General features: G+C 41.6%; 20 protein-coding genes. 14 read left to right on the top strand and 6 right to left on the bottom strand.

Annotated features, from left to right (window positions below):
* Nucleotides 1-184: 184 nt before the first annotated feature.
* The 5 genes from metA to AAC147_RS19300 all read left to right on the top strand — a co-directional run bounded on the left by metA (nt 185) and on the right by AAC147_RS19300 (nt 7,003).
* Complete coding sequence (gene metA, locus AAC147_RS19320; RefSeq protein ID WP_047683952.1) at nt 185-1,114, top strand: homoserine O-acetyltransferase MetA; 930 nt, start codon at nt 185-187, stop codon at nt 1,112-1,114.
* Nucleotides 1,115-1,417: 303 nt separating this feature from the next.
* On the top strand, nt 1,418-3,016 hold the full coding sequence (gene aceB, locus AAC147_RS19315; protein ID WP_047683949.1) for a malate synthase A: 1,599 nt from the start codon (nt 1,418-1,420) through the stop codon (nt 3,014-3,016).
* A gap of 64 nt (nt 3,017-3,080) precedes the next feature.
* Complete coding sequence (gene aceA, locus AAC147_RS19310; protein ID WP_047683947.1) at nt 3,081-4,388, top strand: isocitrate lyase; 1,308 nt, start codon at nt 3,081-3,083, stop codon at nt 4,386-4,388.
* A gap of 74 nt (nt 4,389-4,462) precedes the next feature.
* A complete protein-coding gene (gene aceK / locus AAC147_RS19305) occupies nt 4,463-6,199 on the top strand; it encodes a bifunctional isocitrate dehydrogenase kinase/phosphatase (protein WP_047683944.1) in 1,737 nt (578 codons plus the stop codon).
* A 243-nt stretch (nt 6,200-6,442) separates the two neighbouring features.
* On the top strand, nt 6,443-7,003 hold the full coding sequence (locus tag AAC147_RS19300) for a hypothetical protein (RefSeq protein ID WP_047683941.1): 561 nt from the start codon (nt 6,443-6,445) through the stop codon (nt 7,001-7,003).
* A gap of 173 nt (nt 7,004-7,176) precedes the next feature.
* Here AAC147_RS19300 and AAC147_RS19295 read toward each other — a convergent pair whose 3' ends face one another.
* The 3 genes from AAC147_RS19295 to lysC form a co-directional block, all read right to left on the bottom strand.
* The gene (locus AAC147_RS19295; protein ID WP_047683939.1) at nt 7,177-7,818 is read right to left on the bottom strand and encodes a bifunctional 4-hydroxy-2-oxoglutarate aldolase/2-dehydro-3-deoxy-phosphogluconate aldolase; all 642 of its coding nucleotides are present in this window, start codon (nt 7,816-7,818) and stop codon (nt 7,177-7,179) included.
* Between the two features lie 199 nt (nt 7,819-8,017).
* A complete protein-coding gene (gene iclR, locus AAC147_RS19290; RefSeq protein WP_047683936.1) occupies nt 8,018-8,848 on the bottom strand; it encodes a glyoxylate bypass operon transcriptional repressor IclR in 831 nt (276 codons plus the stop codon).
* 247 nt (nt 8,849-9,095) lie between these two features.
* Entirely contained in the window at nt 9,096-10,469 is a 1,374-nt protein-coding gene (gene lysC / locus AAC147_RS19285; RefSeq protein WP_047683934.1) for a lysine-sensitive aspartokinase 3, read from the bottom strand.
* Between the two features lie 314 nt (nt 10,470-10,783).
* On the opposite strand from lysC, the gene pgi reads away from it, so the two are divergent.
* From pgi to ubiA, 3 genes are all read left to right on the top strand, one after another.
* A complete protein-coding gene (gene pgi / locus AAC147_RS19280; protein ID WP_047683931.1) occupies nt 10,784-12,430 on the top strand; it encodes a glucose-6-phosphate isomerase in 1,647 nt (548 codons plus the stop codon).
* A 178-nt stretch (nt 12,431-12,608) separates the two neighbouring features.
* Nucleotides 12,609-13,136: a chorismate lyase gene (ubiC, locus tag AAC147_RS19275; protein ID WP_047683929.1), complete on the top strand. Its 528-nt coding sequence runs from the start codon at nt 12,609-12,611 to the stop codon at nt 13,134-13,136.
* Between the two features lie 13 nt (nt 13,137-13,149).
* Nucleotides 13,150-14,007 (top strand): 4-hydroxybenzoate octaprenyltransferase, encoded by an 858-nt coding sequence (gene ubiA, locus AAC147_RS19270; RefSeq protein WP_047683926.1) that lies wholly within the window; start codon nt 13,150-13,152, stop codon nt 14,005-14,007.
* 85 nt (nt 14,008-14,092) lie between these two features.
* Here the strand turns inward: ubiA and plsB are convergent, their stop codons facing one another.
* Nucleotides 14,093-16,561: a glycerol-3-phosphate 1-O-acyltransferase PlsB gene (gene plsB / locus AAC147_RS19265; RefSeq protein WP_047683924.1), complete on the bottom strand. Its 2,469-nt coding sequence runs from the start codon at nt 16,559-16,561 to the stop codon at nt 14,093-14,095.
* A 137-nt stretch (nt 16,562-16,698) separates the two neighbouring features.
* Between plsB and AAC147_RS19260 the strand changes: the two genes are divergently transcribed.
* Entirely contained in the window at nt 16,699-17,070 is a 372-nt protein-coding gene (locus AAC147_RS19260; protein WP_047683921.1) for a diacylglycerol kinase, read from the top strand.
* 118 nt (nt 17,071-17,188) lie between these two features.
* Nucleotides 17,189-17,806 carry a transcriptional repressor LexA gene (lexA, locus tag AAC147_RS19255; RefSeq protein ID WP_047683915.1) on the top strand — a complete coding sequence of 206 codons (618 nt, stop codon included), beginning with the start codon at nt 17,189-17,191 and terminating at the stop codon, nt 17,804-17,806.
* Nucleotides 17,807-17,943: 137 nt separating this feature from the next.
* On the opposite strand, the gene zur is transcribed toward lexA, so the two are convergent.
* Complete coding sequence (gene zur, locus AAC147_RS19250; RefSeq protein ID WP_047683958.1) at nt 17,944-18,408, bottom strand: zinc uptake transcriptional repressor Zur; 465 nt, start codon at nt 18,406-18,408, stop codon at nt 17,944-17,946.
* 472 nt (nt 18,409-18,880) lie between these two features.
* Here zur and dusA point away from each other — a divergent pair, with 472 nt between their 5' ends.
* On the top strand, nt 18,881-19,918 hold the full coding sequence (gene dusA / locus AAC147_RS19245; RefSeq protein WP_072032544.1) for a tRNA dihydrouridine(20/20a) synthase DusA: 1,038 nt from the start codon (nt 18,881-18,883) through the stop codon (nt 19,916-19,918).
* Between the two features lie 30 nt (nt 19,919-19,948).
* Here the strand turns inward: dusA and AAC147_RS19240 are convergent, their stop codons facing one another.
* On the bottom strand, nt 19,949-20,932 hold the full coding sequence (locus tag AAC147_RS19240) for a quinone oxidoreductase (RefSeq protein ID WP_047683912.1): 984 nt from the start codon (nt 20,930-20,932) through the stop codon (nt 19,949-19,951).
* A 180-nt stretch (nt 20,933-21,112) separates the two neighbouring features.
* On the opposite strand from AAC147_RS19240, the gene dnaB reads away from it, so the two are divergent.
* From dnaB to AAC147_RS19225, 3 genes are all read left to right on the top strand, one after another.
* Complete coding sequence (gene dnaB, locus AAC147_RS19235; protein ID WP_047683910.1) at nt 21,113-22,522, top strand: replicative DNA helicase; 1,410 nt, start codon at nt 21,113-21,115, stop codon at nt 22,520-22,522.
* 63 nt (nt 22,523-22,585) lie between these two features.
* Nucleotides 22,586-23,665 (top strand): alanine racemase, encoded by a 1,080-nt coding sequence (gene alr, locus AAC147_RS19230; RefSeq protein WP_047683907.1) that lies wholly within the window; start codon nt 22,586-22,588, stop codon nt 23,663-23,665.
* Between the two features lie 111 nt (nt 23,666-23,776).
* Nucleotides 23,777-24,973: an amino acid aminotransferase gene (locus AAC147_RS19225; protein WP_047683904.1), complete on the top strand. Its 1,197-nt coding sequence runs from the start codon at nt 23,777-23,779 to the stop codon at nt 24,971-24,973.
* The last annotated feature ends 122 nt before the right edge of the window (nt 24,974-25,095 follow it).

Here is a 25,095-nt window from a genome sequence, read left to right as displayed (position 1 = left end):
TTTGACAGAGAAGCCATCCTTTGCCGGATGGCTTTTTTGCGTTTGATCTTTTTATTGCTTTTTCTTATTTCATAGAATGAAATAATTTCAATTTGCGTACAAGAACTCGACATTATCCCTACCTTTAGGTTAGATTTAGCTATCTAGAAGGCTAAATATATGTGGAATAATTGAGGTTCATACAATGCCAATTCGTGTACCAGATGAACTGCCAGCAGTAAATTTTCTTCGCAATGAAAATATCTTTGTTATGACATCAACAAGGGCGAATGTGCAGGATATTCGCCCCTTAAAGGTATTGTTGCTAAATCTTATGCCAAAGAAGATAGAAACGGAGAATCAGTTTATCAGGCTATTGTCCAATTCACCGTTACAGATTGATATTCAGTTGCTGCGAATAAACAGTCACCGATGTAAAAATACTCCAGCAGAACATTTGGATAATTTTTATTGTGATTTTGAATCCATAAAAGACCAAAATTTTGATGGATTGATCGTAACAGGTGCTCCTTTGGGGTTAGTAAAATTTGAAGATGTGACTTATTGGCAAGAAATTGAAAAAATTATCAATTGGGCTAAGAGCCATGTGACTTCAACACTTTTTGTTTGTTGGGCTGTTCAGGCCGCGTTAAATATTCTTTATAACCTCCCAAAATATACTCGAACAACTAAACTATCAGGTGTTTATTCTCATACAATCCTGGATCCTTTTGCGCTATTGACCAGAGGATTTGATGAATCATTTTGGGCTCCTCATTCACGTTTTGCTGATTTTCCGGAATCATCTATTCGTGAGCATACAGATTTAGACATTTTGGCTAACTCAGAGGAAGCTGGTGTTTATTTGTTTGCCAGTAAAGATAAAAGGCTAGTATTTGTTACAGGACATCCAGAATATGATGTTGGAACATTAGCCGAAGAATATCAACGTGATCAAATTGCTGGGTTAGCGCCTGCGTTACCAGCCAATTATTTTCCGAATAATGATCCAAGAAATAAGCCTGTTGCAACGTGGCGTAGTCACGGTCATTTATTATTTTCAAATTGGCTTAATTACTGTGTATATCAGATCACGCCGTATGATCTGTCTTATATGAATCCTTCCTTAGATTAAATTAGTTTAAAATGGTGAAAAATGAGAACTGACTGAAGCGAGTCATTTCTCATTTTTTTAATTTTCTGTTTTTCTGTCAGCCGATCTCCATTTTTTCCATTTCTTATATATAACAAAAGCTTAACAACATCATATAAGCTATTTTGGAATCTAATTCCTGGTTTTTATTTTGTTGTTTTTTATATAAATTTTTGATTTTAATATAATTTAATTTTCCATTTAAAATAATGGAAATGGTTTTTGATTTATTTTTTATATTGATTACTCTTACCTGGGTGAGCATTTTAAAGTGAGGAATCGGGGATGGTACAGCAAGTGTTAGAAACTGAGTTAACTTTTATAAAACCTTTCTCTGAAGCTGAAAAACAGGTATTACCAACTGAATCTGTTCAATTTTTGGAGGATTTGGTTGTCAGATTTTCTGACAGACGTAGAAAATTATTAGAAGATCGAGTGAATTGGCAGAAGAGAATAGATGATGGGGCGCTTCCGGATTTTATTTCGGAAACTATTTCCATTAGAAATGGCGATTGGAAGATTCAGAGTATTCCTGATGATCTTAAAGATCGTCGGGTGGAGATCACCGGTCCCGTAGAACGAAAAATGGTCATCAATGCATTGAATGCCAATGTTAAGGTGTTTATGGCAGATTTTGAAGATTCTCTGGCACCAACATGGGATAAGATTATTGATGGGCAAATTAACTTACGGGATGCGGTTAATGGGACAATCTCATATGCTAATGAACAGGGTAAACATTATGAACTGAAACCTGATCCCGCTGTTTTAATTGCTCGTGTCCGGGGATTACATTTGTCAGAAAAACACGTCATTTATAAGAATGAGCCCATCTCTGGTGGATTATTTGATTTCGCCCTTTATTTTTACTTGAATCATAAGCAGTTGCTGGCAAAAGGGAGTGGTCCTTATTTCTATTTGCCTAAAATTCAGAGCTACCATGAAGCGCAGTGGTGGAGTGATGTTTTCAGTTTTACGGAAGAGCATTTCAATCTGCCAAAAGGGACGATAAAAGTTACAGTCTTAATTGAGACATTGCCTGCCGTTTTCCAAATGGACGAAATTCTCTATCACTTACGTCACCACATTGTTGGCCTGAATTGTGGGCGCTGGGATTATATTTTCAGTTATATCAAAATATTAAAGAATCATGCTGATCGTGTTTTACCTGATCGCCAGTCTGTCACTATGACACAGCCTTTCCTGAATGCTTATTCCCGTTTATTAATTAAAACTTGTCATAAACGCGGTGCATTCGCTATGGGGGGAATGTCGGCATTTATACCGAGTAAAGATCCTGAACAGAATCAGAAAGTATTAGACAAAGTCAGGGCTGATAAAGAATTGGAGGCTAATAATGGTCATGATGGTACATGGATCGCACACCCCGGCCTCGCTGATATTGCTATGGATGTATTCAATGCAAAGCTAGGTGATCGACCAAATCAACTGATGGTTTCCCGTGACGAAGATGAAACAATCACTGCCGAACAACTGCTTGCACCGAGCTTAGGAGAGAGAACAGAGGAAGGGATGCGGGCGAATATTCGGGTTGCCGTCCAGTACATAGAGGCATGGGTTTCAGGTAATGGTTGTGTACCGATATATGGTTTGATGGAAGATGCAGCTACTGCGGAAATTTCTCGTACCTCTATTTGGCAATGGATACACCATGAAAAGTCACTTGCCAACGGTAAAAAGGTAACAAAAGAATTGTTCAGCCAGATGCTGAAAGAAGAATTGGTAGTCATTAAACAAGAAGTGGGGGAGGTGCGTTTTAATCAAGGGAGATTTATGGAGGCTTCAGACCTGATGGAACGGATCACCACACAAGATGATTTAGTCGATTTTCTGACCCTGCCGGGCTATCAACTACTCGATTAATGTAAAAACAATATCCGATTAATAAATTAATATCTAATTAATTAAGAATAGGAAGTAAAACATCATGACCGTTTCTCGAGCACAACAAATCACTCAATTAGAACAAGAATGGAAAAAACCACGCTGGAAAGGGATTAACCGTCCATATAAAGCTGAAGATGTCATTAAATTACGCGGTTCAGTCAACCCTGAACATACTTTGGCGCAAATGGGAGCGGACAAATTATGGGAACTGCTGCATGGAAAATCAAAAAAAGGTTATGTAAACGCACTTGGAGCACTGACTGGTGGTCAGGCGCTTCAACAGGCTAAAGCTGGCATTGAAGCGGTTTATCTTTCTGGTTGGCAGGTTGCTGCTGATGCTAATACAGCCGCCAGTATGTATCCTGATCAATCACTCTATCCGGTTGATTCTGTTCCGAATGTTATTAAGCGTATCAATAACAGCTTTCGTCGTGCCGATCAGATCCAATGGGCTAATGAAATTGGCCCTGAGAGTATGGAATACATTGATTATTTTCTGCCGATTGTGGCGGATGCAGAAGCTGGATTTGGTGGTGTACTGAATGCATTTGAATTAATGAAATCAATGATTGAAGCTGGTGCTGCCGCAGTTCATTTCGAAGATCAGTTGGCTGCAGTGAAGAAATGCGGACATATGGGCGGCAAGGTATTAGTGCCGACTCAAGAAGCCATTCAGAAATTAGTAGCCGCTCGTTTAGCGGCAGATGTATTAGGCGTTCCAACTCTTCTTATTGCCCGTACTGATGCCGATGCTGCTGACTTACTGACTTCTGACTGTGATCCTTATGACAGTAAATTCATTACTGGCGAACGGACTTGTGAAGGCTTCTTCTGCACCCGTGCTGGTATTGATCAGGCTATCAGTCGTGGATTGGCCTATGCACCGTACGCAGATGTTGTTTGGTGTGAAACTTCTACCCCGGATATTGAGGCTGCCCGTCATTTCGCAGAAGCGATTCATGCAGAATATCCAGAAAAATTACTGGCGTATAACTGCTCTCCATCTTTTAACTGGAAAAAGAACCTGGACGATAAAACTATTGCCAGCTTCCAGGAACAACTTTCTGAGATGGGATATAAATTTCAGTTTATCACTTTGGCTGGTATTCATAGTATGTGGTTCAACATGTTTGATTTGGCATATGACTATGCTCGCGGCGAAGGAATGAAACATTATGTTGAGAAAGTTCAAGAGCGGGAATTTGCAGCACTTGATCGAGGTTATACTTTCTCTTCACATCAACAGGAAGTGGGTACAGGGTATTTTGATAAAGTCACTACGATTATTCAGGGAGGAGCATCTTCTGTTACTGCCCTGACTGGATCAACAGAAGAACAGCAATTCTAAGTTTATCTATTGATATCACTTTTGGGGGATTCCGTAAGGAATTCCCCTTTACGCGTCGGATTAAGGTGGTAAATATGGAAACAGATTTCGCACACTTAGTTGCACAAACTATTTTGCAGGGATTTGATGCACAATATGGCCGATTTCTGGAAGTCACTTCTGGCGCACAGCAGCGTTTTGAACAGGCAGATTGGCATGCAGTACAGCAGGCGATGAAGAAGCGTATCAACCTGTATGACCATCATGTTGGTTTAGTGGTTGAACAATTGAAATGTATCAGTGGTTCATTGCAATTGCAGTATGACGAAGAGTATATTGCTAAGGTCAAAGCTGTTTATACCTGTTTACTGCCGGATTATCCTCGTTTTGAGATTGCAGAAAGTTTTTTTAACTCAGTTTATTGCCGCTTGTTTCAACACCGCAATTTGAAACAAGAAAATTTATTTATCTTCTCTTCTCAACCGCTGTGTCGCTTTCGTCATATTTCGCGGCCATTGTCTCGGGATTTTTTTCCTGATGGTAACCTAGAATCCATGTTGCAAGCGATCTTAAATGATTTACCGTTGCGCCTGGAATGGGAAAATTTAGAGCGGGATATTGGTTACATCACACAGTACTTACTGAATACATTTCCCCGACCCGATTTATTGCAGGCAACATTTCAGATTGCTAACGAACTATTTTATCGTAATAAAGCTGCCTGGTTAGTAGGAAAAATAAGAATGGGTACAATGACTTATCCATTTTTATTGCCTGTTCACCATGATGAATCAGGTAGAATTTTTATTGATACTTGTTTGACTCATCACGATGATGCCAGCATTGTTTTTGGTTTTGCCCGCTCTTATTTTATGGTTTATGCCCCTTTGCCAGCAGCAATGGTGGAGTGGTTGCGTGAAATCTTACCAACCAAATCAACGGCTGAACTCTATATGGCCATTGGTTGCCAAAAACACGGTAAAACAGAATATTACCGTGAATATCTGACGTTTATTAACTCATCTCAAGAGCAATTTACCATTGCTCCGGGGGTGAAAGGTATGGTGATGTTGGTCTTTACTTCTCCTTCCTTTGACCGTGTATTTAAGGTCATAAAGGACAAATTTGCGCCACAGAAAGAGGTATCCCAGGAGCGGGTTCAGGAGTGTTACCGGCTGGTAAAAGAGCATGATCGCGTCGGAAGAATGGCTGATACACAGGAGTTTGAGAATTTTGTCATTGATAAACGCCATGTCAGCCCGGAATTAATGGAGGAACTGCAAAAAGAGATCCCCACGAAACTCGAAGACTTGGGTGACAGGATCTTGATAAAACATCTTTATATGGAACGGAAAATGATCCCATTGAACATATACATGGAACAAGTGGATGGAATTCATATGAAAGATGTCGTAGAGGAATATGGGAATGCGATTAAGCAGTTGGCAGCAGCGAATATTTTTCCGGGTGATATGTTATTTAAGAACTTTGGCGTTACCCGTCATGGACGGGTAATTTTCTACGATTATGACGAAATCTGCTATATGACTGAAGTGAATTTTCGGGATATACCTCCGTCACGTTATCCTGAAGATGAACTTGCCAGCGAACCGTGGTACAGCGTTGCTCCTAACGATGTTTTTCCTGAAGAGTTCCGACACTTTTTATGTAGTGATAAGCGTATTCGAAAGTATTTTGAAGAAAGCCACAGCGACCTATTTAAAGCAGACTACTGGCGAGCATTGCAGGAACGTATTAAAAATGGATATATAGAAGATGTTTTTGCTTATCGCTATAGACAGCGATTCAGTCAGCGCACTGAAATAAATTAAATAAGGAATATAATCAGTGGTATTACAATTTCAACAGATAAAGATAATGTATCGTTGTATGATAAAAAATAGTGATAACATAATACTATTTTAAAATGACTGGCTATATTTTTACCAATTTTAAATGGTATGATTCTATTTAAGAAGATTAGGTTTTTTTATAGATATATAATTTAATCATTATAATCTTCACCATTAATAGCATCATATCATTCAATTATAAAAATATTTAGGGAGGAAATAATGGCTCAGGTCATTTTATATGGTGATATTTTACATATTAAGAATAATTATGCTGATGGAAGTTATCTTGATGTTAATGGACAGTCGACTTCAGTAGGGGAAAAATATAATGTTGTCACTTCTGTTTCATCAAATCGTGATACTGGTTCAGGTTCATGGCAGATTTTATCAGCAGAAGGTAAAAGTTTAGGGACGGAAGTTTACAGTTGTGATACGGTATTTTTATTGAATTTTTATAGAAATAATGGAGGATATCTGAGAGTTAGTGGGAATGCACCATCACCAGAACTCTATAATGTTTATACTGCGGATAAACCTGTACATGCCCTTGATACTGCAATATGGCATATTTTTTCAGAAGCAACCGATAAACATGATGGTAAAGTCCGTGAAGGTAATATTATTCGTCTGCTGAATGATTTTAACCATACGCATGGCGGTTTTCTCGATGTCTGTTGGCGGGCAGATCAACCTGGTGCTGTATATAAAGTTTATACTTCTTTGCTATCAAATAGAGTTAATGGGACGGGGACATGGACATTATCTAAAGCTATTTGCTAAATTGTGAAATTGAACCTTTTTATTAAATGAGTTGTGATTGTATTTTAAATTATCTGAGTAATCTTATAATAAAATTAATTAATTCAAGGAAATATTAGATAAACAATGATAAATTTTCTCAATGCGGAAATTTTTTAATCTTAAATTTCCGCATTAAGTTTTAGATAAAAAGATTACGCTTTTGCGCCTGCAATAGCAGTACGTGCTAGTTCTGTAATCTGAGCATAATCCTCTTTTTCTAATACATCACCTGGAACCAACCACGAGCCACCAATGCATAGAACACTACCTAATGCCAGATAATCACGATAATTTTCAGGGGAAATACCGCCAGTTGGACAGAAACGTACCTGTGGGAATGGGTCAGCAATAGCTTTCAGGGCTTTTACACCACCATTTGCTTCTGCCGGAAAGAATTTGAAGCAGTTTAAACCATAGCTCATACCTAGCATTAATTCAGAGACTGTAGAGATCCCCGGAATAAGAGGAATTGAACCAGTAGACGCTGCTTTTAACAACTCATCAGTCAATCCCGGACTAATGGCAAACTGAGCACCAGCTTCAGTGACGGCTGCCAGTTGTTTTGGATTAATGACTGTTCCAGCACCGATAATTGCTTCAGGAACTTCCCTGGCGATAAGAGGAATAGCTGCCAGTGCGCATTCAGTTCTCAGGGTGACTTCCAATACGCGTATTCCACCGGCAACCAGCGCTTTTGCTAATGGTACAGCATGTTCAATTTCATTGATTACAATGACAGGGACGACAGGGCCATCGGTCAAGATGTTTTCTGCAGATGTTTTCCAGTTATTCATTAGCAGTTTCTCTCGTCAAATCAGGCAGTAGGGATTTAAACTCCCTAATTATAAAAATGTCACTGAACCATGGCTCTTGCTTCAAGGCATCACGTCATGACATATCAGGATGGACAGAAGAACCTGGTGATTATAATCCCATGATTTCAATGACCATTTCATCTGGTTGATATTCGCTTTGTCGTAACAACGTGAAATTTCACTTAATTCCTCCATACTCCCGACTAACCTCTTTTGCCGCTCGCATAACAAGAGCACCAAGTTCAGTGACTCGATCATCAGAGATGCGCGATATTGGGCCGGAGATAGAAATAGCGGCAAAAGCCTCGTGATGCTCATCATAAATGCAGGCAGCAATACAGCGTAACCCAAGGGCATGTTCTTCATCATCAAATGAAAAACCCTGCTTACGAATTTGTTCAAGATTTTCTTTCAACGCGGCTGCTGTGGTATGAGTATGTTGTGTATAGGCGTGTAATCCTTTTTTATGCAGTAATTGTAGGCACTTTTGTTCAGACAGTGTGGAAAGGAGCGCTTTACCTGCCCCGGATGCGTGCATCGGTAACTGGCCGCCAATTGGGGCGGACATCCGCATTAGTGCATTACACTGCACTTGATCAACAATCACTGCTTCATACTCATCAATATTGAAAATAGCAAGATTGACGGTTTCACCCGAATCTTCCATTAGTTGGCGTAGAATCGGGTGAACTAATACCATCAGATTGCGGCTTTGCAGAAAGCTGCTGCCAACAACAAAAGCATGTGATGCAATTACCCACAATCCCAGATCGCCAATCTGACGAACAAAACCATGCTGCTGTAATGTGGTCAAAAGGCGGTGAGTGGTAGAATTGGGAAGGCCAGCCTGAATAGCAAGGTCAGTCAATGCGACTCCACTTTGTGAATCAGAAATATATTCCAAAAGGGACAGACCTCGGCTTAAGGATTGAACCTGACCGCTTGCAACGGCACTACCGGTTGTCATTTTAGTTTTCTTGGTACGTTTGCTGGCAATGGCGGAGCTCATAAGATTCCCTCTAGATTATTCTCTAATTACAGCATGACTGTGGTAGAAAAAATGGAATTTATTTTCGTTTTCTTATTATGGATGATAAAGAGGAAAAAAACACATCCGATGAGTAGAGGTAAAAATTACTTTTAGAGAGAGAGGAAGTATGGGCGTTAAGTATGAGCGTTGAAGGTGTAATCTCATCCCATAATGGGATGAGATTATATTACATCATATAGTTAATATGTTGATCAATCTTTGAACTTCAATCTTCAAACAGATTACGATGAAGTGTCTGAATTATCTGTTCTGCATCTTTGCCGGGCACGAGCAGACAAACATTATGGCTACTTGCTCCATAGCTGATCATACGGATATTAAAGGATTCCAGGGGGCCAAAAATCTCTTTTCCTAATCCTTTGGCCTGTGAAAGTTTATTGCCGATAATTGCTACCAGTGCCAAATCTTCTTCAACTTCCACACGACATAATGTTGAAAGCTCAGTCAGCAAGGCATTGGTCAGCAAACTGCCATTCGTGCTGGTGGAACCTGTGGTATCCAGTGTCAAAGCAACACTTACTTCTGAAGTGGTAATCAAATCCACCGAAATATTATGACGTGAGAGCAGGGTAAAAACTTCTGCCAGAAAACCTCTTGCATGTAACATTTTCAGGCTATGCAGGGTTAATAAAGTTTGTTTACGCCGCAATGCCAATGCCCGAAAGCGAGGTGGATTTTTCGTTTTGTCGCAAACCAGTGTACCGCCAGCCTGCGGTTTTTTACTCGAACCAACGAAAACAGGAATACCACTGCGGATGGCTGGCAATAGGGTAGCTGGATGGAGGATTTTGGCACCGAATGTTGCCATCTCGGCCGCTTCATCAAAAGCAATCTTATCAATACGTTTGGCCGTTGGGGCAACTCTGGGATCGGTTGTGTAGATCCCCGGAACATCCGTCCAGATATCGACACGCCGCAAGCCCAGTGCTTCACCAAGCAGGGCGGCGGAATAATCACTGCCGCCACGTCCTAATGTTGTTGTGCGGCCTTTTTCCTCTCTGCCGATAAAACCTTGTGTAATGACGATTGTGTTATTCAGGCGAGGTTGAAGATGTTCTGCCGCTAATATATTGAGCTGGTTTGTGTCAGGCTCTGCTTGTCCAAATTGATCATTGGTACGCATTATACGGCGGATATCAAACCATTCGACATCCGTATTGCGCTGACGTAACAATTCGGCAAACAGCAGTGTAGACATGACTTCCCCATGACTGACTAATTCGTCAGTCAACGCCTTAGATGTTGCCAGTGAGGCAGTTTCTGACAACGTTGTGATATTATCCAGCAAATGCTCAATCTCTTCTTTAAGCACAGCCGTTTCATTTAACCGCTTGACAATCGCATATTGAATATCACGGATCTGTTTCAGGCACTTCTCCCGTTTATCGTTATCGCAACCAGATGCTAATGTGACCAATAAATTAGTTACACCAGCGGAAGCTGATAAAACGACTACACGAACATCTCTGTTTGCCAAAATAATATCAGCACAGTTATTCATGGCATCAAAGTCTGCCACACTGGTACCACCGAATTTTGCAACAATATACTGCGAGTAGGGAGAAGATACTGCACTCATGGATGATAGCCTTCTGTTTTAGGAATAGAGAGTTAGTTTAGAAATAGAAGGTTAGAAATATCGGGTTCGCTTTGTTGAGTCAATGCTTGAGAATTAAGCATCAATATCTTTCATGATCAGAATGAAATTATCGTTTTTGCCTATATGTCCAATGGATGTCGAATTTGAAGGGGATAAGCAATTAGAGCTGGAAATAATGACTTATTTTGACCAATATCAGTCAGTAAAAGGAAAAAGAGATCCATCACAGCATTAACTTGTTACAATTCTATGCATTCCTATTGTTTATCTACAGTTGATAGAGAGCATCATTCATGAAAAACATCAACCCTAGCCAGACCGAAGCTTGGAAAGTATTGCAACAGCATTTTGAACAGATGAAGAGTGTTCACTTACGAGATCTGTTTGAACAGGATAAGGCGCGTTTTGCGACATTCTCTGCAACGTTTGACGATCAGATTCTGGTGGATTACTCCAAAAACCGTATTACTGCGGAAACATTGGAAAAATTACAGACATTGGCGAAAGAAACGGATTTATCTGGTGCTATCCATAGTATGTTTTCCGGTGAAAAGATTAACCGTACTGAAGATCGTGCTGTGCTGCACATTGCTCTGCGTAACCGCAGTAATTCTCCAATTTACGTAGATGGGGAAGATGTTATGCCGCAGGTGAATACAGTGCTGGAAAAAATGAAATCGTTCAGTGATCGTATCATTGGTGGAGAGTGGAAAGGCTATACCGGTAAAGCGATTACTGATGTAGTAAACATTGGTATTGGCGGCTCCGATCTCGGCCCATATATGGTGACTGAGGCGCTGAAAGCCTATAAGAACCACCTCAATATGCACTTTGTTTCCAATGTGGATGGAACCCATATTGCGGAGACATTGAAATCTTTGGCTCCAGAAACCACGCTATTCCTGATTGCCTCCAAGACCTTTACCACACAGGAAACGATGACTAATGCTCATTCTGCCCGTCACTGGTTCCTGCAAAGTGCAGGTGATGAAGCATATGTGGCTAAACATTTTGCCGCGCTTTCAACTAATGAGAAGGAAGTCAGCAAATTCGGCATTGATCCACAAAACATGTTTGAATTCTGGGATTGGGTCGGTGGCCGTTATTCCCTCTGGTCTGCAATAGGCTTATCCATTGCACTTTCCATTGGTTATGATAACTTCGAGCAGTTGCTGAGTGGTGCTCATGCTATGGATAAACACTTTGAGCAGACCGCACCTGAACAAAACATTCCTGTTCTGTTAGCGCTGATTGGCATCTGGTATAACAATTTTTTTGGCGCAGAAACTGAAGCGATTCTGCCTTATGATCAATATATGCACCGTTTTGCTGCATACTTCCAGCAGGGAAATATGGAATCAAACGGTAAGTATATTGACCGCAATGGTAATCCGGTAAATTATCAGACTGGGCCGATTATCTGGGGAGAACCGGGTACAAATGGTCAACATGCCTTCTACCAGCTTATCCATCAGGGTACGAAACTTATTCCATGTGATTTTATAGCACCTGCAATGAGTCATAATCCGGTTGCTGATCATCACAGCAAACTGCTATCTAACTTTTTCGCACAAACTGAAGCGCTGGCTTTTGGTAAAACTCAGGCGCAGGTGGAAGCCGAATTTGCTGCTGTCGGGAAGAGTGCACAGGATGTAGCCAATATTGTGCCGTTTAAAGTGTTTGAAGGTAACCGCCCAACCAACTCAATTCTGTTGCGTGAAATTACACCATTCAGTCTGGGCGCATTAATGGCAATGTATGAACACAAGATCTTTGTTCAGGGGGCAATTCTGAATATATTCTCATTCGATCAATGGGGAGTGGAACTGGGCAAACAATTGGCGAACCGTATTCTGCCTGAATTGCAGGGGACAGAAGTTGTGAATAGCCATGACAGTTCTACAAATGGTCTCATTAACCGTTTTAAAGAGTGGCGTTAATCTGATTTTCTATTTTATTTAATTTTACCCCCCAATAACACCATATATCGGGGGGACATTTTTTAATTTCCATAATTTGTTATCAACTTTTTATTTTATTAGTCTGCAACATGCTATCCTCACACTCCATTCGTTGTGCTGTCGGAGAAATTGATGTTCTCCGCAATTGGAAAATGACATGGCAGATGACACAATATTAACTTCTACACCTATTCACTGGTTTTCGGCTGATGAGATCAATACTCCGGAAAATATTTTAGACTGGCTGATGGAAGTCGGTTCAATGACACATCGTTTTGAACAACATTGCCATCATGTAACAGTTGCGCCATTTCGGGAATGTTTCATTACAACAGCAGATATTGGTGATGAAAGTGAGCATTTACCTGTAAGTGAAAAGTATTGGTTACGTGAAATTGTCTTATACGGGGATAATATTCCGTGGTTATTGGGGCGTACAGTAGTCCCTGAGGAAACATTAACAGGACCAGACAAAAAGCTGGTGGATGTTGGAACTGTTCCACTTGGGCGCTACTTGTTTAGTGGCAATAATCTGACACGGGATTATATTCAAATAGGTCAACAAGGACAGCGTTGGGCACGGCGCTCTTTGCTGCGGTTATCAAAGAAGCCTCTACTACTTACAGAAGTTTTTTTGCCGGAATCACCTGTATATAAAATAAATAATATGAAAAGGGAGAAATAGATTGGAGGTTAGTATGACGCGAAGTAAATGGCGCGCCTATTGCCGTTTAATGCGTATCGATAAACCCATTGGTATATTATTGTTATTATGGCCAACCTATTGGGCATTATGGATAGCAGCAAAAGGTATGCCGAACTTACATATCTTGCTGGTTTTCACTCTGGGTATCTTTTTCATGCGGGCGGCTGGATGTTGTATTAATGATTTCGCTGATAGGAAATTTGACGGGCATGTTGAACGGACAAAATTTCGTCCGCTCCCCAGTGGTGATATCAGCGAAAAAGAGTGCAAAATTTTGTTTGCCACACTTGTGTTGATCTCTTTTGCGCTTGTATTGACACTGAATAAAATGACGATTGCTTTATCCTTTGTCGCGTTGGGATTGGCATGGATTTACCCTTTCGTTAAACGGATCAGCAACTTGCCACAAGTTGTGTTGGGTGCAGCTTATGGCTGGTCAATTCCTATGGCTTTCGCTGCAGTAAGTGAGTCTTTACCATTACAGTGTTGGTTATTATTTCTGGCGAACATAATCTGGTCTGTAATCTATGATACTCAGTATGCAATGGTGGATCGTGATGATGATCTGAAAATCGGTGTAAAATCAACGGCAGTACTGTTTGGGCGCTTTGATAAGTTAATCATTGGTACTTTGCAATTTGTTATGCTGGTAATTCTCGTATCGGTTGGATGCATAGTGAATTTAGGGGGAATGTATTACTGGACAGTATTATTGGCAGGAGCGCTCTTCATCTATCAACAAAAATTGATTTCTGATCGTCAGCGGGAGTCTTGTTTTCAGGCATTCATGAACAACAATTATGTTGGTTTTATTTTGTTCCTCGGTATTCTTTTCAGTTATGTTTTTTAAGAGAACGGGCGCTAGCACCGCCCGTTAATCTTCTCTTTTTCAGAACGATCAACTTAAGAGCAATTCTATTCAGAATGTCAAAGCGTTATTTCTGATTTTCATCTGCTGGTTTTTGGTCATTGTACTCAGGAGGCATGCTGACACTCTCAATAGTCAGACGGATCTCTGGAGACATTAACTCACTCAATACCTGATAAAGAGCATGGGCACTTATGGTGACCATGTTACCACTATCGTGGATATATCCTTCTTCACGCAGCGTATTCACTGAGCAAGCAAAAACCGCTTTATCAAAGAATTCCGGCGCATTGATTCCATGTAGCACTGATAAACGTTGCGCCAGCATCCGGCTCTCTTTTTCCAATGTACCTCGACTGATATCGGGAGTTGCATTCAATAGAGAAAGCGTAATGGCATAGCGTTGTAATGTTTCCCGGATACCTGCTGCCAGCAATTGTAATGGACGGATACGCGCAGGATTGAGTACCAGTATCTCCTGCTCTTTATTACAAATCAGACATTGACGCGCCAGTTCATCAATTAATGTATTAACCACATCAGGCAACTCTTTCTTGCTATAGCGCATGAAAAGTTCTTGCTTAAGTAGAGGATAAATCAGTTGTACCTGCCTAAGCAACTCACTGCGGCTGATACGGCGGTGATGCATCACAATGCTGGAAATCAAAGATGGCAGGATCAACAGATGTTGGATATTGTTGCGATAATAGGTCATCAATACCGCATTTTCGCGAGGCAGAATAATAATATCCCCAAGACTGTCTTTTTCGACCTCAAATTTATTCATCCGTAAAGCATGATCCAACAGTTCTTCCGCTGTTTTGTTCGGTACTGTGACATCATTTGCGTAAGAAGCATAGCGCAACAATTGCATATAGCAGTCTAATTGCTCAATCAACTGTTCACGAGTAAGCGCTCGCTGGCGTGATGACAATAAGGCCGTGCTACATAAGTTAATTGCATTTGCGGCTGCGGCGTTATTGATGTTAACCATAATATTGCCAGCCAGCTTACTAACCGTTGGTGTTAACCATGCCGGGCGCTGCGCTTCTATTGGATCGATAGAATCACGCCATTCCGGAACATGCTGATTCAGATATTGTATTAATGGGATTGGTTCGCCAAAGTTCACATACCCTTGCCCCAGATTACGTAGTTTACGTAACCCACGAACCATCTGGAAAAACCCTTCTTTTTCTTTAGTTGCGCCCCGTAACTCTTTGGCATAAGTTGCGACCTCCATCACATGTTCATAACCGATATAGATTGGCACAACGGTGATGGGGCGTGATTCTCCGCGCAGCATTGCCTGTAATGTCATCGAAAGTGTACCGGTTTTCGGATCGAGCAGGCGGCCTGTCCGGGAACGTCCTCCTTCGACAAAATATTCAACAGAATAACCACGAGAAAACAGTTCTCCCAAATATTCGCGGAAAATTGTCGAATAGAGTTTGTTGCCTTTAAAAGTGCGGCGGATAAAGAACGCACCCAGGCGGCGGAATATTGGCCCTGCTGGCCAGAAATTCAGGTTAATACCGGCTGCAATATGTGGTGGAACCAGCCCCTGATGATAAAGCACGTAAGAAAGCAGCAAATAATCCATATGGCTGCGATGACATGGAACATAGACCAGCTCATGACCATCTTGAGCCAATTGGCGGGTCCGTTCGGCATTATGGACATTGATGCCCTGATAGAGGCGGTTCCACGTCCAGCTCAAAACACGGTCTGTTATGCGTACAGTTTCATAGGAGAAATCCGCTGCAATCTCTTCCAGCATATTGATAGCGTTCTGTTTTGCTTTCTCTGGCGAGATTTTCTTGCTACGGGCTTCATCGGTAATGGCTTTTTCAATGGCTTTGGATGCCAATAACTTTCTGAACAGATCCTGTCGGGCAGGTAAACGTGGCCCGACTGCTGCCAGACGTTGACGGGAATAGTGGATCCGTGCAACACGGGCAAGTTTATTGGCAATAATCGTATCCGTACCATGCTCATCGGCGATACTGCGCAATGAAACAGGCGTAGAGAAACGTACAAAACTATCCCGACCGAGCCACAGGATTGCAAAAAACTTCTGGATCCCATTGAGAAGGCGTAACTGTGGTGCTGTATTTGTTTCTTGCCCTTCACGTCCAGGAGAACGTCCAAACATCACGGAAACGGGCACCATCTGAATATCCAGATTAGGGTTATTGCGATGTAAGTCCAGATAAGAATGAAAAATCCTTACAGACTCATGCTTAGGCGCATAACAGCGAAACACTCGTGGGCCGTCATCAATAAAAACACAACTTGGGAGCTGTGCATCATCAATATCCAAAGGGGTTAAGGGATCTGGTAGATCTTGAGCCAGACATTGTTGACGCAGGGTCAATAAGTCGGCTTTTGAATGATACGGAAGCACATACAAAATAGGCCGTGTCGTATCAAGACTCAATTCTTGAATGGGAGCCGTTGGAATAAGCTTACTTTTTACTAAAAGTTTTATCGGTAAATTCAATAACTTGTAATATATTTTACGCCAAGCTGACATAACTGCTTTAAGCCTCTTATTAGCAATGCGTCGCAAGCATACCAGAAACAGATTTTGAGATCTGTGGAAATAAGATAATAATAAGAACTAAAAGTTATATTATCTTAAAACTATTATGATTATTGAAGAAAATTTTTATGGCGAATCAATCAACAGGCTTGAACCGTATTATTAAAGCGATGGGATATTCAGCAAAAGGTATTAAAGCCGCGTGGCAGAATGAGGCTGCATTTCGACAAGAGGTAATTTTAGCTATCTTAGCGATTATTGTGGTATTTTCATTTGATTTTGGCATTCTTGAAAGACTTTTTCTCATTAGCTCTGTCGTATTGGTGGTTATTGTTGAAGTGCTAAACAGTGCAATTGAGGCCGTGGTTGATCGAATTGGCAGTGAATATCACGAATTGTCAGGGCGAGCAAAAGATATGGGCTCTGCCGCAGTATTTTTAGCTGTTATTTTGGCACTGTTCATCTGGGTAACAATCATTGGGTCGCATTTTATACGCTAAGGTGATTTATTTTTCGTCAAAATTCGTTATTTAGCGGCTTTTACATTCTGACAGGTTCCCAATTCAATTTTAGCTGTATATACTCACAGTCAGACTGTATAAACAAACAGGGGGCGAAATGAAAGCATTAACTGCCAGGCAGCAACAGGTTTATGATTTGGTGCGTGACCATATTTCGCAAACGGGTATGCCACCGACACGTGCTGAGATTGCAGCACGCCTTGGTTTTCGTTCACCTAACGCAGCAGAAGAGCATTTAAAGGCACTGGCGCGTAAAGGGGTGATAGAAATTGTCGCTGGTGCTTCCAGAGGTATCCGTTTGCTGCTTGAAGAGGAAGATGAAGGTACGGGATTACCACTAATCGGTCGTGTTGCTGCTGGTGAACCACTATTGGCTCAGGAACACATCGAAAGCCATTACAAGGTGGATCCGGAATTATTTAAACCAAATGCTGATTTTCTATTGCGTGTTCGCGGTATGTCAATGAAAGATATCGGTATTATGGATGGTGATTTGCTTGCTGTGCATAAAACGCAGGATGTTCATAACGGGCAGGTTATCGTGGCACGGATTGAAGATGAAGTCACAGTAAAACGCTTCAAACAAACAGGAAACAGAATTGAACTGATTGCTGAGAATCCTGAATTTGAGCCTATTGTTGTGGATTTACGCGAACAGAATTTTACCATTGAAGGATTGGCAGTTGGTGTTATTCGTAACGGGGATTGGTTCTGATTGTAAAAGTGAATAATTACACTTTGCCATTTTGGGCGGTCATTTTTCATTATCCCAGCGAATCAAACGATTATCTGGGAATTTGGAAATTAATAAACTTATCAGTGATGACCGCCTAATAAAACGGATTTTAAAACTTATTCCGTACAGGTATTCATTTCATGGCAGGAAGAGCACAAGCCGTGAACTTCTATCACACTATGCCGCAGATGAAATCCTGCATCTTGCGCTAAATTTTGTATAGCTGATTCAATATATTTAGCATCCCGTTCGGTAACAGAACCACAGTTATCGCAAAGAAACATAGCTGATGTATGACAAGGTTCTTCAAAGTGATGACAAATCACATAGCTATTCGTAGATTCTATTTTGTGGACAAAGCCTTGTTCCAGTAAAAACTCCAACCCACGATAGACCGTTGGTGGCTTTGCCTGTGGCTCAACTTCACGAAGCAGATCCAGCAAATCATAGGCACTTATTGCACCTGGTTGTGCTGAAATTAAACGCAGAATTTCAAGGCGTTGAGGTGTCAAACGAACCCCTCGTGACAGGCAGATTGCCTCAGCCCGTGTCAGTAACTTTTTTTGGTTGATAGTTTTCATTACATTCTTCACACTCAGCATATGCCAATGGTTGTAATGTTATCATGTTTTTTCAATTCATAGCTGAAATCTACTTAATGGCCATGTCCCTATCATTCTTTTTGATTATTAATTAATAAATTAGTTTTCTTGGTTTTTGGGTAGAGACTACGACTGTTAAATTGGGTTATTTACCAAATAGCTAAGCCAGTAATAACAATACCAATTTTCTGTAGAACTATTGAAATAGACTTTAATTATGACTTTTTAAGTATGATAAATAAAAATATTTCAGAATCGTATTCTAATAAAAAATAAGTATTATTTGTTATTGTTTTAATTAACCTCAGCTCTTCTTAAGTGCTATCTGCGTGAGGGCGCTTTTCTATGGTTTTTCTATGGTATAGTAGGCCATTATTTACCTCTCAGGCATCAGTACACCATTTGGTGTGGTGTACTGGATGGTGTACTGATAATCTCAAAATAGCCTAAAATGCACGAAAATATACAGACACAAAAATGTAGTAAATTCACTGTAATATCAAAGGATACAAGGAAATTCAAACCTTCCCGCTTCTCCGTTGCGCCCATGTTGGACTGGACTGACCGCCATTGCCGTTATTTCCATCGCCTGTTAAGTAAAGAAGCGCTGCTTTACACAGAAATGGTCACCACAGGCGCAATTATTCATGGCAAAGGGGACTATCTGGCTTATAACGAGCAAGAACATCCATTGGCATTGCAATTAGGGGGCAGTGAACCCCAGGCATTGGCGCACAGTGCTGAGATCGCGCAACAGCGTGGTTACGATGAAATTAATTTGAATGTCGGTTGTCCGTCTGATCGTGTGCAGAATGGCCGTTTTGGTGCCTGCCTGATGGGAGAGGCTATGCTGGTAGCCGATTGTGTCAAGGCGATGCAGGATGTGGTAGATATTCCTGTCACAGTTAAAACCCGTATCGGTATTGATGAGCAGGATAGCTACGAATTTTTGTGTGATTTCATAGATACTGTCGTAAAAAACAGTGAGTGCAATCATTTTGTGATCCACGCTCGCAAAGCATGGTTGTCTGGTTTGAGTCCAAAAGAAAACCGCGAAATTCCGCCTTTGGATTATCCACGGGTCTATCAATTGAAAAAAGATTTTCCACAACTGACAATTTCCATTAATGGTGGAATTAAGTCATTGGAAGAAGCGAAGCAGCATTTACAGCATGTTGATGGTGTGATGATTGGACGGGAGGCTTACCAAAATCCCTCTATTCTGGCGAAGGTCGACCGTGAATTATTTGACCAAACCGTTCGCGTGATAGATACCGTTGAGGTAGTTAAGGCGCTTTATCCTTATATCGAACAAGAATTGTCAAAAGGCACTTATTTAGGGCACATTACCCGCCATATTTTGGGGGTTTTTCAGGGGATTCCCGGTGCACGTCAATGGCGTCGTCATTTGAGTGAGAATGCGCATAAACCCGGAGCTGACATTATGGTTGTTGAAAAAGCATTGGAAATGGTAACAGAGCGGATGTAATCCGCTCAGGCGCTTTGTTCAAAAAGGGAATCATGGTATCAACAAACTGGAACCGTGAGTTGCACGGCTTTCCAGTGTCCGGTGTGCTCTTACCGCTTCGCTTAGTGGAAATTTCTGATTTTCTCGAACATCTACATTGATTTTACCGCTGGCAATAAAATCAAACAGGATTTTGCTGGCTTCAATCAACCCCTTGTGTGTAGTGATATAACCATTAAGAGAAGGTCGGGTAAGAAATAGTGAACCTTTCTGATTGAGAAGTCCGACATTCACTCCTGTTACTGGTCCTGAGGCATTACCGAAACTGACCATCAATCCTCTGGGGGCTAAGGAATCAAGTGAATCCAGCCACGTAGCCTGACCAACGGAATCATAAACCACATCAACTTTTTTTCCGTCAGTAAGTTCCAAAATACGTTCCACAATATTTTCACGGTTATAATTGATGGTCTGCCATGCACCCGCAGCTTTGGCAAGGTTGGCTTTTTCGTCTGAACCGACTGTTCCAATCAATTTTGCACCTAATGCCTTTGCCCACTGGCAGGCAATCAAACCGACACCACCGGCTGCGGCATGGAATAGGAAAGTTTCACCTGCTTGAACCTTGTGTGTCTGATAGAACAGATAATAAACTGTTAGTCCTTTTAAAAGAGAAGCAGCCGCCTGTTCAAATGAAATTGCATCCGGCAGGATAGCTAATTTGCTGGCAGGAACATTATGTACTTCACTGTATGCGCCCAAACCGGATTGAGCATATGCCACACGATCTCCAACTTTGATGTATGACACATTTGAGCCAACTTTTGTGACAACTCCCGCAGCTTCCGTCCCTAATCCACTGGGAAGACCTGCTGGTGGGTAGAGGCCACTACGTACATAGGTATCAATATAATTAATTCCGATAGCTTTATTCTCAATCTGTATTTCATCAGGTGCAGGATCAGTAGGCGTAAATTCACAATATCGGAGTACTTCTGGGCCGCCAGTGGCGGAAAATTCGATGTGTTTTGCCATTGGTAACTCTCTCATTCTTTAAGAAATATTGGGAACAACCTCGTACGTTTGTAATGGAATCGTTGTAAACGGCGATAATATCCCCGAAATCATTGCAGACTATATATAATTACTCAAGGTTGTTTTCATGGCGTATACTGGTGCGCTATTTCGTTCTTGTTTAGTGGATTGATGTGGTACATGGCTGGAAGAAAACCAACTAACAACAGTATGGCTGAACCAAAAGATCGCCAAGTGGAAGGGCTGAAACTTCCACCACACTCTTTGGAAGCAGAGCAATCCGTGTTGGGCGGTTTGATGCTGGATAATGAACGTTGGGATAACGTATCTGAACGTGTTACCAGTAATGATTTTTTCAGTCGCCCACATCGGCGTATTTTTGCTGAAATGCAGCGTTTGCTTGAAACGGGCAAACCTATCGACCTGATTACATTATCAGAATCCTTGGAGCAAAATGGAGAGCTGGATAATGTCGGTGGTTTTGCTTATCTGGCAGAATTGTCAAAGAATACTCCAAGTGCGGCGAACATTAATGCTTATGCGGATATTGTCCGTGAACGTGCTGTTGTTCGCGATATGATCGCCGTTGCTAATGAAATTGCAGATGCGGGATATGATCCACAAGGGCGTACCAGTGAAGAATTATTAGATCTGGCGGAATCAAGGGTATTCCAGATCGCAGAAAATAGGGCGAATAAAGACGAAGGCCCGAAAGGAATTGAGCAGATCCTGGAAGAAACGGTTGAACGAATTGAACAATTGTATCAACGTCCGCATGACGGTGTGACAGGAGTTTCTACTGGTTATCAAGATTTGGATAAGAAAACTGCTGGCTTGCAAAAATCTGACTTAATCATTGTCGCGGCACGTCCTTCAATGGGTAAAACCACTTTTGCGATGAACTTATGTGAAAACGCGGCGATGATGCAGGATAAACCTGTTTTGATTTTTAGTCTGGAGATGCCCGGCAATCAGATCATGATGCGTATGTTGGCGTCTCTTTCCCGTGTAGATCAAACACGTATTCGTACTGGTCAGCTTGATGATGATGACTGGGCACGTATTTCCAGCACTATGGGAATTTTGCTGGAAAAACGCAATATGTATATTGATGATTCATCCGGTTTGACCCCTACTGAAGTGCGCTCCCGGGCAAGAAGAGTTTTCCGTGAAAATGGTGGGCTTAGCCTGATTATGATCGATTACCTGCAATTAATGCGGGTGCCTTCCCTATCTGACAACCGTACCTTGGAAATTGCTGAAATATCCCGATCACTCAAAGCATTGGCAAAAGAACTCCAGGTCCCTGTTGTTGCATTATCTCAGCTTAACCGTAGTCTGGAGCAGCGGGCTGATAAAAAGCCCGTTAACTCAGACCTGCGTGAATCAGGCTCTATTGAACAGGATGCTGACTTAATCATGTTTATTTATCGTGATGAGGTATATCACGATAATAGTGAAATGAAAGGCGTGGCAGAAATTATCATTGGTAAACAGCGTAATGGTCCTATCGGTACAGTGAGGCTAACGTTTAATGGTCAATGGTCACGGTTTGATAATTATGCAGGACCAAGCTACAGCGATGAATAAGTAGTAATAAATAACGTATTAATTGAAAACCTACTGACCGGAAAAGAATAAAAAGGGGACAAAATGAAAGCGGCAACTGCTGTTATCGACCGCCGCGCTCTGCGACATAACCTGCAACAGGTCAGGGCGAAAGCCCCGAACAGTAAATTGATTGCAGTTGTGAAAGCAAACGCCTATGGACATGGTTTATTAGAAACTGCGTATACAATGGAAGACGCTGATTGTTTTGGCGTTGCACGAATAGGAGAAGCATTGGCTCTGCGCAGTAATGGAGTTATCAAGCCAATCCTGCTTCTGGAGGGATTTTTAGGGGTGTCAGACCTCCCTGTTTTAGTTGTCAATCATATTGAAACCGTGGTGCACAACATCGAACAACTTGAAGCTCTGGAACAGGCTGATCTATCTCACCCAATTAAGGTGTGGATGAAGTTGGATACAGGGATGCATCGTCTTGGTGTTCGTCTGGATGAAGCAGAATATTTTTATCAACGCTTGAGTCGCTGCCATAACGTCGAACAGCCCATTAAGATGATCACCCACTTTAGTCGTGCCGATGAACCACTGGTGGATACAACTCCCCTGCAAATTGAACATTTTATGTCATTTATTGCGGGCAAAGCGGGTGAAAAATCGATTTCAGCATCTGGGGGAATTTTGTTGTGGCCACAGGCACATCTGGATTGGGTTCGCCCTGGTATCATGATGTATGGTGTATCGCCGATGGCAGATAAAACTGCGGCTGATTTCAACTTAATGCCAGCGATGACATTGAAATCTAGCTTAATTGCTGTACGCAAACACAATTCAGGTGAAGCGGTAGGTTACGGCGGTACTTGGGTTAGTGAACGCGATACATATTTAGGTGTTGTCGCAATCGGATATGGTGATGGTTATCCCCGCAGTGCTCCATCAGGCACCCCCATCTTTGTTAATGGACGTGAAGTTCCTCTTGTTGGCCGGGTTTCCATGGATATGATTACGGTGGATTTGGGGCCTGATTGTCAGGACAAAGTGGGGGATGAAGTTATTCTCTGGGGAACAGTCCTGCCTGCTGAAAGAATTGCAGAATATACAGGGATTAGTGCTTATGAACTGATCACGAAACTAACTTCACGTGTTGCAATGGAATATCTGGACGAATAATCAGGCTAAGTTATATTGCCTGTCATATGTGTTTTTATGTCACTGTTTTTATACCATTATTTTTATACAACAGTTTTTATGCTAACTAAGTAGCAGGGGGAGTATAACATCGTGTTCCAGAATGTTGAAGCTTACGCAGGTGATCCTATACTTTCGTTGTTGGAAACGTTTAAAAAAGACACCCGCGTAGAAAAAATTAATCTGAGCGTTGGGTTGTATTACGACGAACAGGGTATAACACCTCAATTGCAGGCTGTTGCAACCGCAGAAGAACAAATGAAAGTTTTGCCACAGTCTGCGTCTCTTTATCTCCCCATGGAAGGTTTGCTTGGTTACCGACTGGCAATTCAAGAATTACTGTTCGGTAAAGGTCATCCGTTGTTGCAGCAAAATCGTATTGCAACGATTCAAGCCGTTGGAGGCTCAGGCGCACTAAAAGTTGGTGCTGACTTTTTGCATCGTTATTTCCCTGATTCTGAAGTGTGGTGTAGTGATCCGACATGGGAAAACCACGCTTCAATTTTCTCTGGAGCAGGGCTCAAAGTAAATTATTACCCTTACTTTGATGATAAAACCAAAGGGGTAAGATTTGATGAAATGCTGGCAACCTTCCGACAATTGCCAGCAAAAAGCATTATTCTGATGCACCCTTGTTGTCATAATCCAACCGGCTCTGATCTTACTAATGAACAATGGGATCAGGTAGTTCAGGTCGCCAAAGAGCAGGCGTTGATCCCATTCCTTGATATTGCTTATCAAGGGCTTGCTGATGGAATGGAAGAAGATGCTTACGCGATTCGGGCAATGGCAAATGCAGAATTACCTTGTTTGATCAGCAATTCGTTTTCAAAAATCTTCTCCCTGTATGGTGAGCGTGTTGGTGGATTGTCCGTTATTTGTGATGATGCCAAAACGAGTGAATGTGTTCTGGGGCAATTGAAAGCCAGTGTACGTCGGATTTATTCCAGCCCACCGACTTTTGGTGCTCAGGTTGTAACAAGAGTCTTAGCTGAGCCGTTACTAAAAGCGCAATGGTTGAAAGAAGTTGAGCAGATGCGGTTACGCATTCTGGAAATGCGTACGGTATTGGTTAGCGTATTGAAAAATGTGTTGCCAGAGAAAAACTTTGATCACTTGCTGAAACAACGTGGTATGTTTAGCTATACTGGCTTTAGCCCTGAACAGGTTAATCGCCTGCGTAGAGAATTTGGAGTCTATCTGATTGGTTCTGGCCGGGTTTGTATGGCCGGCGTGAACCATCATAACGTACAGCGTGTTGCAGAATCATTTGCGGCAGTGAGTCAGTGATTTTTATTCCCTGAATATTTGGGGAATTGATGAAGATAATCACTACAGCCCTTTGTTCTGGTATTAGGCAAAGGGTTTCTTTTCTTCTACAGATATCTCTATTTAACTTGGATTCGCCTAAT

Origin of the sequence: Xenorhabdus sp. NBAII XenSa04, assembly GCF_963866145.1 — a bacterium.
GTDB lineage: Bacteria > Pseudomonadota > Gammaproteobacteria > Enterobacterales > Enterobacteriaceae > Xenorhabdus > Xenorhabdus indica.
The sequence above is the reverse complement of the archived record's forward strand: the minus strand, read 5'-3'. Positions and strand labels throughout refer to the sequence as shown.